Raw genomic sequence first — 15,318 nt, 5'->3', positions numbered from 1 at the left:
CCACAACCTGTTGCAGCGCCCGCGCGATGTGCCGGTGCGCACGGCGATCGGCGTCATGGCGATCACGTTCTACCTGGTGTTGACCCTGTCGTGTGTCAACGACATCATCGCGTTGAAGTTCCATATCTCGTTGAACGCGACGACCTGGATCGGTCGTATCGGTCTGCTGCTCGCGCCGCCCATCGCGTACTTCCTGGCCTACCGGTTCTGCATCGCCCTCCAGCGCAGTGACCGCACGGTACTCGAGCACGGGATCGAGACGGGTGTGATCAAGCGGCTGCCGCACGGTGAGTACATCGAGGTGCATCAGCCGCTGGGTCCGGTGGACGAGCACGGTCACCCGGTGCCGCTGGGTTATCAGGGCGCGACCGTGCCGAAGAAGATGAACAAGCTGGGGGCGGCGGGCAGGCCGGGTACCGGCTCGCTGCTGCGCCCGGACCCGCCGGCGGAATCCGAACGCAACCTGGCCCGGGAGGAAGTCGAGGAACACCGGCAGCTCGCCGTGCTGCGTGAGGTCCAGGAGACGAGCACCGACGGTCACGGTCACTGAGCACCGAACCGAATCCCCACGATTCCGTTCCGAACGCCTGGGGGCCCGAGAATTCCGGGCCCGGATTCCACACAGGCCCCGAGCCGTCCTCTCCGGCTCGGGGCCTGCCCCGACCGGCGCCTGATGTGATGCTATTCGTCAGGCGTGACGGAAGGCCTTACCCGACACTCCGGCCAGGAACGTGCTCCACTCGGCGGGCCCGAAGGCCAGCACCGGCCCGCTTCCGTGGTCCTTGGTATCTCGGACCGCCACGTTGCCGTCGCCGAGAAATGCCACTTCCACGCAGTTCCCGTCCGGACCGCTGTATGTGCTCTTATGCCATACAGCGCCCGCCGTATCAACCTTCACGGTACCGACTCCTTTGCTGCGTCGATTTCAAAATTTGGTTTTCCAGATCTTCCAACTCGCACTGCTATCCGACGCCATACGTCGAATACTGCGATGTGCCCGGGGATAGCGCGAAATCTTCGACAGGGTCGAGAGTGCATACACACTTCCGTGAACACAACGCTCTCACGGCGAAAACGCCCATGTGGGCTGCCGCCGCGCCATGCACCCTAGCAGTTCGATACCGGGTCTGGTAGCGGTTTGCCGACCTCTTGCCCAGAGCGCCAACGCTTTTGCCATCCGAGCGAAGATCGGGTGTTGCCAATGAATTGCCCGACGTGAGGGAAATGGCTGGTAGATGGATTCTTACACCCAACAATAGCCAAGAGTAATAGCTTCATAATTAGGGTTAATTGGTCTGTCGGCACCCGGCCCGCCGGACCGCCGGCCCGCACTGTGGATGATGGTGCCATGGTGGAACGTGATCGCGATGCAGCGGGTCGTGCGGCCAACGCACGACCGCGCGACCGATACGGCCGACCGTTGCCGCCGGGCAGTACCGGCGTGCCGCGGATCCCCGACGATCTGGACCTACCGCCGGACCAGACCCTGTCCTACGCTCAACAACTTCTCGACGACGGCCTGGCCTTCAACGCCCACGAGGTCTTGGAGGCCGCCTGGAAGAAAGGGCCCGCCACCGAACGGATGCTCTGGCAGGGCCTGGCCCAGTACGCGGTGGGCCTCACCCACATCCAGCGAGGCAACCCCAAAGGCGCGCGAACACTACTGACCCGCGCCGTCGGCAGACTGTCCGCCTTCGATCCCACCACCGAGGGCCGTCCCGCGGACGCCCTGCCCTACCGTATCGACGGCCCCGGCCTGATCGCCCACGCGGAGGCACTCCTGTCCGCACTGGCCGCCGGGGCGACCATCCCCGACAATCGGCTGATGCCGCGCCTGCGCACCGATCCGCCGGCCGAACACGGAACGGACCGGCCGCGCGATCCACGCCGAGCCGAGTCCACCGCACAGCCCCATCCCGCGCCGGACACATACCATGGCGAGGATGTCGATCGTCCCTGATACCGCCGCCCCGAACTCCGCGGCCCCGCGCCTCGGCGGGGCCGGTCGGTACGCGCCGAGTCCGTCGGGTGACCTGCACCTGGGCAATCTGCGTACCGCCCTGCTGGCCTGGCTGTTCGCTCGGTCGACCGGCCGCCGGTTCGCGCTGCGCGTCGACGACCTGGACCGTGTCCGGCCGGGAGCCGCGAAACGACAACTCGACGACCTGGCCCGGATCGGGCTGGACTGGGACGGCCCGGTGGTCCGCCAATCGGACCGGATGCCGCACTACCAGGCGGCGATCGACCGGCTCACCGAGGCCGGACTCACCTACGAATGCTTCTGCACCCGACGCGAGATCCAGCAGGCCGCAACGGCGCCACACGGTCCGATGGGGGCCTACCCCGGCACCTGCCGGGGTCTGAGCGCCGGTGAACGGGACCGGTGTCGTGTCTCCGGTCGGCCTGCGGCGCTGCGACTGCGGGCACCCCGCACCGATTTCGAGATCACCGATCGACTGCACGGGCGCTACCGCGGTCCGGTCGACGATGTGGTGTTACGGCGCGGCGACGGTGTGCCCGCCTACAACCTGGCCGTGGTGGTGGACGATGCCGATATGGGCGTGGACCAGGTGGTACGCGGCGACGACCTGCTTTCGTCGACACCCCGACAGGCCTACCTGGCCACCCTGCTCGGCCTGCCGGTGCCGCAGTATGTCCACGTCCCCCTGGTCCTGAACCGGACCGGACAGCGGCTGGCCAAACGCGACGGCGCGGTGACCCTCGCCGATCGACTCGCGCTCGGGGACAGCGTCGGGGATGTGGTCGCGGCGCTGGCCCGATCACTCGGATTCGACGGACGCACCGCCGCGGAACTGCTCGACGAATTCGATCCCGCACGGCTGCCACACGGGCCGTGGGTCCTCGAGCCGGACGGGTTGTTGCAATTGGATCGTTGTCCGTAACGTACCCGACGACCGGTCCCGGCGAGCAGGACGAGGTATGCGCTATGACCAGCGGTGGATACGACCCCAACCAGCATCCGCAGTACGCGCCGCCGCACGGCGGACAGCCCCGATTCGGGCAACAACCGCAACACGGCCCAGGGCGGACGCAGCAGATGCCGCCACCGCCGTACGGCCCGAATTCGGCCGAACGGCAGCGCGGTCCGACCCTGCCCCCCGCTTCTCCCGGCGCCGGTCCGTACGGCCCGAACCCCGGCGGATGGTTGGCGGCCGATGAGACACAGCCGCTGTATCTGCGCCCCCCGACACAGGCCGGGACTCCGCCCCCATACAGCCCGGCTCCCGCCGAATGGCGACCGGATGGAGCACCGGAACCGGTGTACGAAGGCGAGGAGTACACGGCCCCACCGCGGTACACCCGTGAGCCCTATGGACAGCCGCCGGGCACATGGAACCCCGTTGATCTGTGGCCTCGGTTCGGTGCGCGTCTGATCGACGGCGCCATCGCGGGCATTCCCGGAGCGAGCCTGACCTATTTCTTCTCGGATATGAGCATCGCGCTCTCCCAGCTCGGCAACATGCTGTCCTTCGCCATCGCCTTCGGCTATTTCGTGCTGATGGAGATGAACGGCGGTGCGACGCTGGGCAAGAAGATGCTGCGTATGCGCGTACTCGCTCCCGGTGGTGCGCCCACGCTCGGCGCCTCGGCGGCCATCAAGCGCAACAGCTATCTGGCGGTGAGCATCATCCCCTGGCTCGGACCGTTGATCGGACTCGTCCTGATGGTCTATATCGCCGTCACGCTCGGCAAGGACCCGAACAAACAGGGCTGGCACGACAAATTCGCCGGCGGCACCCTGGTGGTCCGGGATTGACCGGGAAGATCGTTAGGCCGCCGCTACCACGATGACGATGATGAAGTACAGCACCCACAGCACCGGCACGGCGACACCGGCCCAGATTCCGCCCAGCGCCAGCCCCCGCCCGTCCTGGCCGCTCTGCTTGATCTGATTCAACGCGACGACGCCGAGAATGATCCCGACGATCGAGGTGAGACCGCAGGTCGCGAAGCCCGCCAACGAGGTGACCAGTGACGCGATCGCCAAACCGTTGGTTCCCTGCCGATTCGGATAGCCGTAGGGCTGATAACCCGCCGGATACCCGGCGACGGGCTGCGCCGGCGACTGGTAACCCGAGTACTGCGGTTGCGCCGGGGTGGACGGATACTGCGAATTGGGCTGCGGCGCGGCGGATACCGGCGGCGTCGACGGATACTGGGGGGCCGACGGATACTGCGGTGTCGACGGAGCCGAGGGGTAGGCGGAGGGTTCGGCGCTCGGATACTGCGGGACCGAGCCGGCGGACGGCGAGTCCGACGACACTCCCTCGCCGCCGTACTGCTTCCACCATTCGTCGGATCCACCCGCGTTAGTCATGGCTACAGCCTATTCCACAACCTGGTTGGATGAGGCGGGTGAGAGGTTCGAAAGCATCACAGCACCCGGACAGCCCTGGACGCCCCGCGCCCGATCACGCGGCATTCGCACAGGTGGCGCGGGGCTACTATCCATCCATCGTCGCGCTGTTCACCGCGACGCTGATCATCTCCAATATCTGCGCCACCAAGGGAGTGCAGTTCTTCGCCGACAGTTCGCTGAAACTCGGCCCCTTGGAGCTGCTGCCCATCACCACCGACGGCGCCTTCTTCCTGTTCCCGCTGGCCTACATTCTCGGCGATGTGCTCAGCGAGGTGTACGGGTTCCGCGCCACCCGCCACGCCGTCTACTACGGTTTCGCCGCGCTGCTGCTGACCGTGGTGTGTTTCGCCATCGCGATCGCCCTGCCACCGGCGGTGTTCTACGAGAACCAGGAAGCCTTCCGCAGCGTTATCGGCACCACTCCGCGGTTGGTCGCGGCCGGCCTCGCGGGTTATATGGTGGGACAGCTGCTCAATTCCGCCACCCTGGTGCTCATCAAGGAGCGGACCCGGGAGAAATACCTGTGGGCCCGGCTGATCGGCTCCACCGTCGTGGGGGAGTTCGCCGACACCCTGATCTTCTGCTCCATCGCCGCGACCGCCATCGGGATCAGCAGCTGGGGGCAGTTCGTCAACTATGTGGTGGTCGGATTCCTGTGGAAGACGGTGGCCGAGGTTTTCGTGATGCCCATCACCTACCAGGTGATCGGACTGCTCAAGAAGCACGAACCGACCTACGCGCCAACCGATTACACGCCTCTGCACTCATAGCCGGACACCGCCGCACGAGACGGTCCGCACCGGCCACGGTATCCGGCGCACCGGCCGGTGCGGTGCGCCCGGTTCGGAGACGACCGGGTCAGGGCGCGGTGACCCGGCCCTGCCAGCGGCCCAGCGTCTCGTCCCGGAATTCGTCGAAATACCCGCCCTCGATACTCGCGCGAATGCGGTCCACCAGCCGGATGGTGAAACGCTCGTTGTGAATCGTGCACAGCGTCGAGGCCAGCATCTCCCGGGCCTTGAACAGATGATGGATATAGGCGCGGGTGTAGTTGGCGCAGGTGTAGCAGTCGCAGTTCTCGTCGATCGGGGTGAAGTCGCGCCGGAACCGGCGGGTGTCGATATTGAAACGACCCACATCCACATAGATTCCGGCATTGCGGCCGATTCGGGAGGGGTTGACACAGTCGAAGGTGTCCGCACCGGCCTCGACCGCGGCGAAAAGATCCTCGGGTTCGCTGATTCCGAGCATATGGCGGGGCTTGTGCTCGGGCAGCTCATCACTGCACCAGCCGACAATGGTGCCGAGGTTGTGTTTCTCCAGGGCGCCGCCGATGCCGTAGCCGTCGAATTCCGTTCCGGCGGCCCCGCGGATCGCCTCCAGGTCACGAGACGCCTTGCGGCGCAGATCCTCGTACTGGGCGCCCTGTACCACCGCGAACAGCGCCTGGTACGGGCGGTGGGACCGGTCCGCGGTCAGCCGCTCGTGCTCGTCGATACAGCGCTGCGCCCAATCATGGGTGCGCTGCACCGACTTCTCCTGATAGCCGCGGGTGTTCATGAGCGTGGTCAGTTCGTCGAAGGCGAACATGATGTCCGCGCCCAACCGGTGCTGGATCCCCATCGACACCTCCGGGGTGAACCGGTGTCTGGAGCCGTTCAGGTGGGAGCGGAAGGTGACACCGTCGTCGTCCACCGTCGCCAGCCGTTCCTTGCCGGCCGCGATCACCTCGTCGCTGCGGACATCCACCGTCTCCATGGCCAGCACCTTCTTGAAGCCGACCCCGAGCGACATCACCTGGAAGCCGCCGCTGTCGGTGAAGGTGGGGCCCGGCCAGTTCATGAAGGCGCTCAGCCCCCCGGCCTCGTCGACGATATCCGGCCCCGGCTGCAGGTAAAGGTGGTAGGCGTTCGCCAGTAGGGCCTGTGCCCCCAGGTCCCGCATCGCCTCCGGGAGCACCGCCTTCACCGTCGCCTTGGTCCCCACCGGGATGAAGGCGGGTGTGGCGATACTGCCGTGCGGGGTCCGGATGACACCGCTTCGCCCGTGCCGCCCCTCCAGGCGGGCACCGATGCGGAACGAGAACCCCTTGTCGGACGCGGTTGTAGGCTCGGACACGCCGGTCATCCTCTCAGGCCGCCTCCGGACGCCGAACAGCGGCGCGAGCGAAGTGCTCAGGCGTCGGCCGCCGCGGCGGCGAACTGGGCGTTGTAGAGACGGTAGTAGGCACCCCCTTCGGCGAGGAGCCGATCGTGGGTTCCGTGTTCGACGATCCGTCCCCGCTCCATGACGACGATCATGTCGGCGTCGCGGATGGTGGACAGTCGATGCGCGATGACGAAGCTGGTGCGGTCGCGCCGCAACTCCGCGGTAGCCTGCTGCACCAGCAGTTCGGTGCGGGTGTCCACCGAGCTGGTCGCCTCATCCAGAATCAGGATGGACGGTTTCGCCAGGAACGCGCGGGCGATGGTGATGAGTTGCTTCTCCCCCGCGCTCACCCCGGTGCCCTCCTCGTCGATGACGGTGTCGTAGCCGTCGGGCAGGGCGTGCACGAACCGGTCCACATAGGCGGCGCGCGCGGCGGCGAGGATCTCCTCTTCGGACGCGTGCGGGTTGCCGTAGGCGATATTGTCCCGGATCGTCCCGTGGAACAGCCAGGTGTCCTGCAACACCATCCCGATCCGGGAACGCAGGGCCTCCCGGGGCATATGGGTGATATCGACCCCGTCGATGGTGATGGCGCCCGCGTCCAGTTCGTAGAAGCGCATGAGCAGATTCACCAGCGTCGTCTTACCGGCCCCGGTCGGGCCGACGATGGCCACCACATGACCGGGTTCGGCCACCAGCGACAGCCGCTCGATAACCGGTTTGTCCGGTTCATACCGGAACGACACCGCCTCGAACTCGACCCGGCCCCGGTCCATCGGGAGGGCGGGTGGTATCGACGGATCCGGGCTCTGTTCCGCCGCGTCGAGGATCTCGAAGATCCGCTCGGCCGAGGCCACCCCGGACTGCAGCAGATTGGCCATGGCGCCGAGCTGGGTGAGCGGCTGACTGAACTGACGAGAGTACTGGATGAACGCCTGCACCTCGCCCAGCGACAGCTGCCCCGTGGCCACCCGCAGGCCGCCGACCAGGGCGACCAGCACGAAGTTCACGTTCCCCAGGAACATGATCGACGGCATGATCAATCCGGAGATGAACTGCGCCTTGAAGCTGGACTGGTACAGCTGCTCGTTGCGGCGGTCGAACTCCGCGAGGACCTGTTGGCTGCGCCCGAAGGCGGTCACCACCTCGTGGCCGGTGTAGGCCTCTTCCACCTGGGCGTTCACCATGCCGGTGTGCTTCCACTGCGCCACGAAATGCGGTTTGGAGCGTTTGGCGATCTGGGCGGTGACCATCACCGCCACGGGCACCGTCACCAGCGCGACCACGGCCAACAGCGGTGAGATCCAGAACATCATCACCAGAATGGCCACCACCGTGAACATCGAGGTCAACAGCTGGCTCATGGTCTGCTGCAGGGTCTGCGACACATTGTCGACGTCGTTGGTGACGCGGCTGAGCACATCGCCGCGGGGAGCGGAGTCGAAATAGCTCAGCGGTAGTTTGTGGATCTTGTCCTCGACATCACCGCGCAGCCGTTTCACCGTGCGGTTGATGACCGTGTTGAGCAGATAGCCCTGTAGCCAGCCGAACAGCGCGGCGGCGAGGTAGAGCGCGAGAACCCACGTCAGTACCCGGCCCACGGCCGCGAAGTCGACGCCGACACCTGGCACCACATCCATACTGGTCAGCATGTCCGCGAAGGTGTTCTGACCCTGGGCGCGCAGGCTCTCGAGGGCCTCGTCCTTGCTCAGCCCGGCGGGCAGCCGCTTGCCGACGACACCGTCGAAGACGATATTGGTGGCCTTGCCCAGCAGGTAGGGTCCCAGCGTGTTCAACACCACCGAGGTGATCGCCAACACCACGATGGCCACCACGTACCCGCGTTCCGGGACGAGCCGGCGCAGCAGCCGCCGTAGCGAAGGCCCGAATGATTTGGGTTTCGTACCCGGGGCCCCCGGTCCCGGCATCCCAGGCCTCATCGTGCCTCCTCCGCACTCAGCTGCGACTCGACGATCTCCCGGTATTCCGCGCATTCGCGCAGGAGCTGCTCATGGGGGCCGATACCGACCATCCGGCCGTCCTCGAGGACCACGATCTGGTCGGCGTCGCGGATGGTGGCGACCCGCTGGGCCACGATGATGACCGAGGAGTTCGCGGTTTCCGGACGCAGCGCGTCACGCAGTCGGGCGTCGGTGGCGACGTCGAGCGCGGAGAACGAATCGTCGAACAGGTAGATCCGCGGCCGGCGCACCAGCGCGCGGGCGATGGCCAGCCGTTGACGCTGCCCGCCGGAGACCGTGGTGCCACCCTGGGCGAGCGGGGTCTGCAGACCCTGCGGCATCTCCCGGACGAAATCGGCGGCCTGCGCGATCTCCAGGCAGTGCCACAGTTCCTCGTCGGTGGCATCCGGTTTCCCGTAGCGGAGGTTACTGGCCACCGTCCCGGAGAACAGGTACGCCTTCTGCGGCACCAGGCCGATCCGTTCGCGCAGCTCGGCCGGGTCCAGCTCCCGCACATCGGCCCCGCCCACGTGGACCGCGCCCTCCGTCACATCCATGAGGCGCGGGATGAGGTTGATCAGGGTTGTCTTGCCCGAACCGGTGGAACCGACGATGGCGGTGGTCCGTCCCGGCTCCACCCGGAAATCGATCCCGCACAGCACCGGTTTCTCGGCACCGGGGAAGCAGAACCCGGCCGAGCGCAGCTCCACCACACCGGGATCGCCTTGGAACGGCCGTGGCAGCGCCGGCGACCGCACCGACGATTCGGTGCGCAACACCTCGCCGATCCGGTCCGCCGACACCGCCGCGCGCGGGGCCATCATGGCCAGGAACGAGGCCATCATGACGGCCATCAGGATCTGCATGATGTAGGCCAGCAGCGCGGTGAGCGAACCGATCTGCATCTGCCCGGAGTCGACGGCGTGGCCGCCGAACCAGATCACCGCGACCGCGGTGAGATTGCTGATCAGCATGACCATGGGGAACATCAGCGCCATCAACCGGCCGACCCGCAGCGCGGTATCGGTGAGTTCGGTGTTGGCCAGGCCGAAGCGCCAGGCCTCCTGTCGCTCCCGGACGAAGGCGCGCACCACCCGGATACCGGTGATCTGCTCGCGCAGAACCCGGTTGACCGTATCGATGCGGGCCTGCATCTCCCGGAAACGGGGCACCATCCGAGCGATGATCACGCCCATGCTCAGCGCGAGCGCGGGTACGGCGACCAACAGCACCCAGGACAGTCCGAGGTCTTCCCGCAGCGCCATGATGATGCCGCCCACACACATGATCGGCGCCATCACCAAAACGGTGGCCGCCATGACGATGAGCAGCTGCACCTGTTGAATATCGTTGGTGTTGCGGGTGATCAGCGAGGGCGCGCCGAACATTCCGACCTCCCGCGCGGAGAACGTCCCCACCCGGTGCAGTACCGCCGCGCGCAGATCGCGGCCCGCGGCCATGGCGGCCTGGGCGGCGAGATACACCGACGCGGCCGAGGCGATGATCTGGATTCCCGACACCAGCAGCATGCGCATCCCGGCCGACCAGATATAGCCGATATCGCCCTCGGTGACGCCCTCGTCGATCAGGTCCGCGTTCAGGCTCGGCAGGTACAGCATGGCGATCACCGAGATCAGTTGCAGCACCACCACCCCGGTCAGCCGGGACCGGTAGGGGGCCATATACCTACGGAGTAATGAGATGAGCATGATGATCGCAGGCTACCGGCAGGCACCGACTTCGGTCGCGGAGATCTCCGGCGGGGCCGCACGTGATTCGCGTCGCACCCAGGCACCGGGGTCGGCGGTGAGTTCGGTGATGAATTCCGGTAGTCCGCCTGCCGCGATATCGGCGATGGTCACATTCTCGAGGACGGCCCGGATATTGACGCGCAGCGCGATCCACACCCGCTGCAACGAATCCGCCGAGCCGGTGTAGCGCACATCCTCGGGCCGCTGCCCACGCACCGAGGCCAGGGGGCCCTCCACCGCGCGGATCACATCGGCCACCGATATCTCCTCGGCCGGACGTGCCAGCCGGTAGCCACCGTCGGGTCCCCGCCTACTGGTGACAAGACCGGTCCGCCGCAGCTCCCCGAGCACGCCTTCCAGCACCTTGGGCGCTATCTGCTGGGCCATCGCGATCGTCTCGGATTTCACCGCCACCGACTGTGTCGCCGCCGCGATCTCGAGCAGGGTACGAACGGCATGGTCCACCCTCGCGGAGATATGCACGACCAACCTGACCTTTCCGGCTATTGCGCCGTCTGCTGACCAGTTCGAATCTACGCGGCGTGCGGCTCGAGCACCTCCGTCGCCGCGTCCAGGAGGGTGGATTCCACCAGCTCATCGGGGGCCTCGGGGACCAGTTCCATGGATACCAGCGCCACACCGAGGGTTTCGAGTGCGGCGGCGGCACGCAGTTTCGCCTCCGCGGTGGGCTCGGGCCCCGCCAGCCAGAGGCGCAAGGCCTGGTGCGCATACCATAGTTCCGGGTAGCGATCGCCCATGGCGTTGAAGATCGCCACGGTATCGCGCAGGATCAGCGCACCGGCGTCGCGGTGCCGCATCATACCGCGTACATAGGCCCGCAACACCGAGCGACGGCCTTCCGCGTCGTAGGACACATCCTCTATACCGGCGACCAGGGTACGCAGATGGTCGAGAATCGGATCGATGATCGCGACCAGCAGATCCAGTTTCGAGGAATAGTGATAGTAGAGGGACGCCTTTGTGATTCCTACCGCATCGGCGACCTCTCGGAGGCTTGTGGGTTCGAACCCCTTGGCGACGAAGAGCTTCACGGCCGCGTCTCTGATCGCCTGCTTGGTGCCTCCACCTGCGACAACGCTGCCGGATGTGTCACGGATGGCCATTCATGTCCTCTCACAATCCTTGCGCTGAACCCACGAGCCCCGCATCGGATCAGGTTGTCCCGCTCCTTTACCCACGGGTAGTCTACCTACCGCACGGTAGGCAGATGCGCGTTGAGTGGAGGCAGGCCGAGGAAGGCCGCGGTGAGGCGCTGTCTACAGGCTTCGGACCAGAAGCTCCCAACCCAAGCACGTCCCAGCTATTGCTAGGAGAAACTCCTCGTGTCCGTATATCTGTACCGATGGGGAAAGTTCGCTTTCCGCCGGAAATGGATAGTGCTACCGGCCTGGCTGCTGCTACTCGTACTGCTCGGGGGCCTCTCCGCCGCCGTGGCGAAGCCGTTCCAGGACAAGTTCGAAATGCCGGGCCTGCCGTCCGAACGAGCCACCGAGATCCTCGAAGAACATATGCCGGAAATGGCGTCGATGTTCAGCCTCGACGCCATCACCGGCACCTATGTCGTGGCCGCCCCGAACGGCACCCTGACCGACACGAACAACGCGAACGCGCTGCAGGCCTTCATTCAGGAGCTGAACCGGCTCGATATCGTCGACCACACCAAACCGCTGGTCGATCCGGTCACCGCGACCATGATGATGCCCGCGGGCTCGGAGGCCGCCAAAAAGCAGGCCGAGGCCGCGGCGGCGGGTGGGAAGCCGTCGGTACCGGAACCGAACTGCCTCGACGGTAGCGGTTCCCCCGAGTTCAAGGCCCTGTGCGGCGGTGCCCCGCTGAACGTGCTCAACACCGAACGGCCCAACACCGTCGCCGTGATCGACGTGCCGTTCACCATGGCGACCTTCTCCGATGTCACGTCCGAGGACCGGCAGAAGGCCCAGGCGGTCGCCGACAAGGCACGCGCCGCGGGTCTCACCGTCGAGGTGACCGGCGTCATCGCCGAACAGCAGCCGGAAACGGGCCAGGCCGAGATGATCGGTATCGGTGTCGCGTTCATCGTGATGATGATCGCCTTCGGCGCCATCGTCGCCTCGTTCGTACCGATCGTCACCGGCGTCGTGGGTGTCGCCTGCGCGAGCACGCTCATCCTGACCGGTACCTCGCTGACCGCGGTCCCGACCTTCACGCCGGTGCTGGCCTCGATGATCGGTCTCGCGCTGTCGATCGACTATGCCCTGTTCATCGTGTCCCGGTACAAGCACGAACTGACCGTGCAGAAGTCCCCGGAGGAGGCGGCCGGTGTCGCGGTCGGCACCGCCGGGTCGGCGGTGGTGTTCGCCGGTCTCACGGTCGTCATCGCCCTGCTCGGCCTCAGCGTGGTCGGCGTCGGCTTCCTCACCATGATGGGTCTCGGCGGCGCGCTCGCCGCGGCGTTCGCGGTACTGGCCGCCATTACCCTCATGCCCGCCCTGCTGGGCGCGCTCGGCCGGTTCCTGTTCAAGCCGAAGCTGCCGCTCGTCGCCCGGCACGACCCCGAGGACGACACCGTCGTCACCAACGGCGTGCGCTTCGCCCGGCTGATCGCCAAGGTACCGGCGGTGACCCTGGTGCTGAGCGCGCTCGTCCTCGGCGCCCTCGCGGCGCCCGCGGTGAACCTGAACCTGGGCCTGCCCGGCGGTGACAGCATGCCCGCGGACTCGTCCATGCGGAAGGCCTACGAGCTGCAGACCGAGGGCTTCGGCGAGGGCAGGAACGGCACCCTGATGGTCGCGGTCGACCTCTCCGCGGTACCCCAGGATCAGCGCGACGCGGCCCTCACCGACCTCCGCGACCGGCTGGCCGGCTACGAGGGCATGGACTACCTGTCCGCCGCCCAGCCGAGCCCGGACGGTCAGGCCGCCCTGTTCTCGGCGGTGCCGAAGTCCGGACCCAACAGCGAGGCCACCCAGGACCTGGTGGCCGACGCCCGGAACGCCGAAGCCGAACTGAAGGACCGGTACGGCATGGAATACGGCATCACCGGTGTCACCGCCATATACGCCGATGTCAACCGGGTGCTGCTCACCAGCATCCTCCCGTATCTGGCGATCGTGGCGGGCGCGGCCTTCGTGCTGCTGGTGATGGTGTTCCGGTCCATCCTGGTACCGCTCACCGCGGCACTCGGCTTCCTGCTGTCGATGGCCGCCACCTTCGGCGTCACGGTGCTGATCTTCCAGGAGGGCGCGTTCGGGATCATCGACGACACCCACCCGATCATCAGCTTCCTGCCGATCATGCTGATCGGCCTGGTATTCGGCCTCGCCATGGACTACCAGGTGTTCCTGGTGACCCGCATGCGCGAGGAATACGTCCATGGCAAGCCGCCAAAACAGGCGATGGTCGACGGCTACCACCACGGCGCCCGCGTGGTGACCGCGGCGGCCGTCATCATGATCTCGGTCTTCGGCGGCTTCATGTTGGCGCCCGATGTCACCTCGAAGTCCATGGGCTTCGCGATGGCCGCCGGTGTGCTCTTCGACGCCTTCCTGGTGCGCATGATCCTGATCCCGTCGCTGCTGGTACTGCTGGGTGAACGGGCCTGGTGGATTCCGAAGTGGCTCGACCGCGTCCTGCCGGATATCGACGTCGAGGGCGCCAAGGTACGCGACCTGCAGCAGCGGGAGACCGCCGCCGCGGCCGTCGGCCGGCAGCCCGCCGGGGTCGGCTGATTCCGAACCGCCATGGAGGACGACCGACCGGCGCCCGGATTTCCGGGCGCCGGTCGGTCGCGTTTTACGCCGGTACTCCGGCTACCGACTCGGCTGCGGTAGGTCGCAGTCGCCGACCCGGGGATTCATCCCCATGTAGTTGAACGGCCCGGCCAATACTGTCACCGCCAGGGTGGACAGTCCCGGACAGGTGGTGGGTGCGGCATTGAAGTATCCTCGCTGCCCGGCGGCCAGCAGACCGGCCACCAGCCAGATCAGGACGAGCACACTGAGAATTCTGCTGCCGGCGTATGTGGTACGAAACGATGAGTCGCGCATAGTAGTCGGTCCTTCCGAGTCACCGATACCGAGGGAATACCCGCTGCGGGCCCGACTATCGTTCACCCGGCTATACAGCCGCACGGGTTCCCCGATACGACCGAACCGGGATACCCGGTCGGTACCCCCGGCCGGCCCTGTCCGTCTACGCCCCATCGACCTCGGCGGGTAGCTGCCCGGTCGACCATCGGGCGTAGGTGCGCTGCGGTGACACGGTGACGACATCGGCGACCGACACCAGGGTCCAGGGCACGATGCCGTCAAAGTGTTCGAGGCCGGGCATGAACAGCGCCTCGGCCTCGGCCCGCCCGATCGCGTGAACCAGCTCCCCTATCGGGTCCTCGGTGAATTCACCGAACACGATCGTCTTGCACAATTCGTACCCGAACCGCTGCACCAGGGAGCGAATCTGGGCTTCGTCCCACTGCTGATGAATGCCGGACTTGTCTTTCCGAACGTATCCGAGCGCCTTCGGTTTCGTCACGTGATGGTCCCTTGTCGTCATTTCCCTCTATCGGCCGGCGCATCCGGCTACGCGCGTCCCCTCAGCCCCTCGGCAACGCGCTCCAATAGCTCCACGTTGTCACACGCATCGGCGTCTACGCGGGTGCCGATGAGTTCCCATATGCCCAGTGCGGTCACCACCGCTTGCGAGCGCATCGACACCCGGACCGGCAACGGCGGCTGCTCGGCATAGCTCATGTTGTGCCCCCTGTCGTCGTCCCCTACTGATGGAAGGCACCCGGCGCCGAGGCATTCGGGGCAACCCGGCGCCGAGTGCTGGGATAAGGGTGACCGCGGTCACGGCTCACTCTGTCCCGCTGCGGGACAGGTCGATAGCATGAGGCTTCGATGCCATCGAGGGGCAACCATGAGCGAATACCAGCCAGACGAAGACCGTTACGTCGGCCGTCAGGTCCGCGCCATCCGCGCCCGCCGGGGCATCTCTCAACAGGTGCTCGCCGATCGGGTCGGAGTGAGCCGCGGCGCCATCGCCAAATACGAAGCCGGCGAACGGCCGGTCGATTCCC

The 15,318-nt window shown here is 66.5% G+C and carries 15 protein-coding genes and 2 pseudogenes; 7 read left to right on the top strand and 10 right to left on the bottom strand.

All coding sequences use genetic code 11. The annotated features are described in order from the left end of the window. Positions 1 to 550, top strand: a pseudogene (locus ON20_RS00980) (cytochrome bc1 complex cytochrome b subunit); the annotation flags it as partial. Positions 551 to 688: 138 nt separating this feature from the next. On the opposite strand, the gene ON20_RS00975 reads toward ON20_RS00980, so the two are convergent. Then, complete coding sequence (locus tag ON20_RS00975) at positions 689 to 898, bottom strand: DUF397 domain-containing protein (protein ID WP_040832914.1); 210 nt, start codon at positions 896 to 898, stop codon at positions 689 to 691. Between the two features lie 450 nt (positions 899 to 1,348). On the opposite strand from ON20_RS00975, the pseudogene ON20_RS00970 reads away from it, so the two are divergent. The 3 genes and pseudogenes from ON20_RS00970 to ON20_RS00960 form a co-directional block, all read left to right on the top strand. Next, positions 1,349 to 1,837 (top strand): annotated as a pseudogene (locus ON20_RS00970) (DUF309 domain-containing protein); the annotation flags it as partial. Positions 1,838 to 1,943: 106 nt separating this feature from the next. Next, entirely contained in the window at positions 1,944 to 2,903 is a 960-nt protein-coding gene (gluQRS, locus tag ON20_RS00965; RefSeq protein ID WP_051161355.1) for a tRNA glutamyl-Q(34) synthetase GluQRS, read from the top strand. Positions 2,904 to 2,947: 44 nt separating this feature from the next. After that, positions 2,948 to 3,778 carry an RDD family protein gene (locus ON20_RS00960; RefSeq protein ID WP_040832913.1) on the top strand — a complete coding sequence of 277 codons (831 nt, stop codon included), beginning with the start codon at positions 2,948 to 2,950 and terminating at the stop codon, positions 3,776 to 3,778. 12 nt (positions 3,779 to 3,790) lie between these two features. Here the strand turns inward: ON20_RS00960 and ON20_RS00955 are convergent, their stop codons facing one another. Continuing rightward, the gene (locus ON20_RS00955; RefSeq protein WP_051161353.1) at positions 3,791 to 4,339 is read right to left on the bottom strand and encodes a DUF4190 domain-containing protein; all 549 of its coding nucleotides are present in this window, start codon (positions 4,337 to 4,339) and stop codon (positions 3,791 to 3,793) included. A gap of 29 nt (positions 4,340 to 4,368) precedes the next feature. Between ON20_RS00955 and ON20_RS00950 the strand changes: the two genes are divergently transcribed. Continuing rightward, complete coding sequence (locus tag ON20_RS00950) at positions 4,369 to 5,151, top strand: queuosine precursor transporter (protein WP_040832911.1); 783 nt, start codon at positions 4,369 to 4,371, stop codon at positions 5,149 to 5,151. An 88-nt stretch (positions 5,152 to 5,239) separates the two neighbouring features. On the opposite strand, the gene tgt is transcribed toward ON20_RS00950, so the two are convergent. From tgt to ON20_RS00925, 5 genes are read right to left on the bottom strand one after another with little or no spacing between them, the layout of a single operon-like run. Further along, on the bottom strand, positions 5,240 to 6,499 hold the full coding sequence (gene tgt / locus ON20_RS00945) for a tRNA guanosine(34) transglycosylase Tgt (protein ID WP_245546923.1): 1,260 nt from the start codon (positions 6,497 to 6,499) through the stop codon (positions 5,240 to 5,242). Positions 6,500 to 6,555: 56 nt separating this feature from the next. After that, complete coding sequence (locus ON20_RS00940) at positions 6,556 to 8,457, bottom strand: ABC transporter ATP-binding protein (protein WP_245546921.1); 1,902 nt, start codon at positions 8,455 to 8,457, stop codon at positions 6,556 to 6,558. 8 nt (positions 8,458 to 8,465) lie between these two features. After that, a complete protein-coding gene (locus ON20_RS00935; RefSeq protein WP_040832908.1) occupies positions 8,466 to 10,199 on the bottom strand; it encodes an ABC transporter ATP-binding protein in 1,734 nt (577 codons plus the stop codon). Between the two features lie 12 nt (positions 10,200 to 10,211). After that, complete coding sequence (locus tag ON20_RS00930) at positions 10,212 to 10,724, bottom strand: RrF2 family transcriptional regulator (protein WP_051161351.1); 513 nt, start codon at positions 10,722 to 10,724, stop codon at positions 10,212 to 10,214. A 50-nt stretch (positions 10,725 to 10,774) separates the two neighbouring features. Beyond that, positions 10,775 to 11,365, bottom strand: coding sequence for a TetR/AcrR family transcriptional regulator (locus ON20_RS00925; RefSeq protein ID WP_040832907.1), 591 nt, complete (start codon positions 11,363 to 11,365; stop codon positions 10,775 to 10,777). 219 nt (positions 11,366 to 11,584) lie between these two features. Here ON20_RS00925 and ON20_RS00920 point away from each other — a divergent pair, with 219 nt between their 5' ends. Continuing rightward, on the top strand, positions 11,585 to 13,969 hold the full coding sequence (locus tag ON20_RS00920) for an MMPL family transporter (protein ID WP_040832906.1): 2,385 nt from the start codon (positions 11,585 to 11,587) through the stop codon (positions 13,967 to 13,969). An 81-nt stretch (positions 13,970 to 14,050) separates the two neighbouring features. Here ON20_RS00920 and ON20_RS00915 read toward each other — a convergent pair whose 3' ends face one another. From ON20_RS00915 to ON20_RS35995, 3 genes are all read right to left on the bottom strand, one after another. After that, entirely contained in the window at positions 14,051 to 14,287 is a 237-nt protein-coding gene (locus tag ON20_RS00915; RefSeq protein ID WP_051161349.1) for a hypothetical protein, read from the bottom strand. A 145-nt stretch (positions 14,288 to 14,432) separates the two neighbouring features. Next, the gene (locus ON20_RS00910; RefSeq protein WP_245546919.1) at positions 14,433 to 14,771 is read right to left on the bottom strand and encodes a hypothetical protein; all 339 of its coding nucleotides are present in this window, start codon (positions 14,769 to 14,771) and stop codon (positions 14,433 to 14,435) included. A gap of 47 nt (positions 14,772 to 14,818) precedes the next feature. Further along, entirely contained in the window at positions 14,819 to 14,989 is a 171-nt protein-coding gene (locus ON20_RS35995; RefSeq protein WP_157228636.1) for a hypothetical protein, read from the bottom strand. On the opposite strand from ON20_RS35995, the gene ON20_RS40405 reads away from it, so the two are divergent. Beyond that, a partial coding sequence (locus tag ON20_RS40405) for a helix-turn-helix transcriptional regulator (protein ID WP_157228635.1) occupies positions 14,988 to 15,318 on the top strand: 331 nt, incomplete at its 3' end. The two genes, ON20_RS35995 and ON20_RS40405, sit on opposite strands and share 2 nt — an antisense overlap.

Source organism: Nocardia brevicatena NBRC 12119 (genome assembly GCF_000308495.1).
Taxonomy (GTDB): domain Bacteria; phylum Actinomycetota; class Actinomycetes; order Mycobacteriales; family Mycobacteriaceae; genus Nocardia; species Nocardia brevicatena.
The sequence above is the reverse complement of the archived record's forward strand: the minus strand, read 5'-3'. Positions and strand labels throughout refer to the sequence as shown.

Coding starts and splice junctions, on each gene's coding strand:
- gluQRS (WP_051161355.1), top strand. CDS start 1,944: ATGTCGATCGTCCCTGATACCGCCGCCCCGAACTCCGCGGCCCCGCGC.
- ON20_RS00960 (WP_040832913.1), top strand. CDS start 2,948: ATGACCAGCGGTGGATACGACCCCAACCAGCATCCGCAGTACGCGCCG.
- ON20_RS00955 (WP_051161353.1), bottom strand. CDS start 4,339: ATGACTAACGCGGGTGGATCCGACGAATGGTGGAAGCAGTACGGCGGC.
- ON20_RS00950 (WP_040832911.1), top strand. CDS start 4,369: ATGAGGCGGGTGAGAGGTTCGAAAGCATCACAGCACCCGGACAGCCCT.
- ON20_RS00940 (WP_245546921.1), bottom strand. CDS start 8,457: ATGCCGGGACCGGGGGCCCCGGGTACGAAACCCAAATCATTCGGGCCT.
- ON20_RS00935 (WP_040832908.1), bottom strand. CDS start 10,199: ATGCTCATCTCATTACTCCGTAGGTATATGGCCCCCTACCGGTCCCGG.
- ON20_RS00925 (WP_040832907.1), bottom strand. CDS start 11,365: ATGGCCATCCGTGACACATCCGGCAGCGTTGTCGCAGGTGGAGGCACC.
- ON20_RS00915 (WP_051161349.1), bottom strand. CDS start 14,287: ATGCGCGACTCATCGTTTCGTACCACATACGCCGGCAGCAGAATTCTC.
- ON20_RS35995 (WP_157228636.1), bottom strand. CDS start 14,989: ATGAGCTATGCCGAGCAGCCGCCGTTGCCGGTCCGGGTGTCGATGCGC.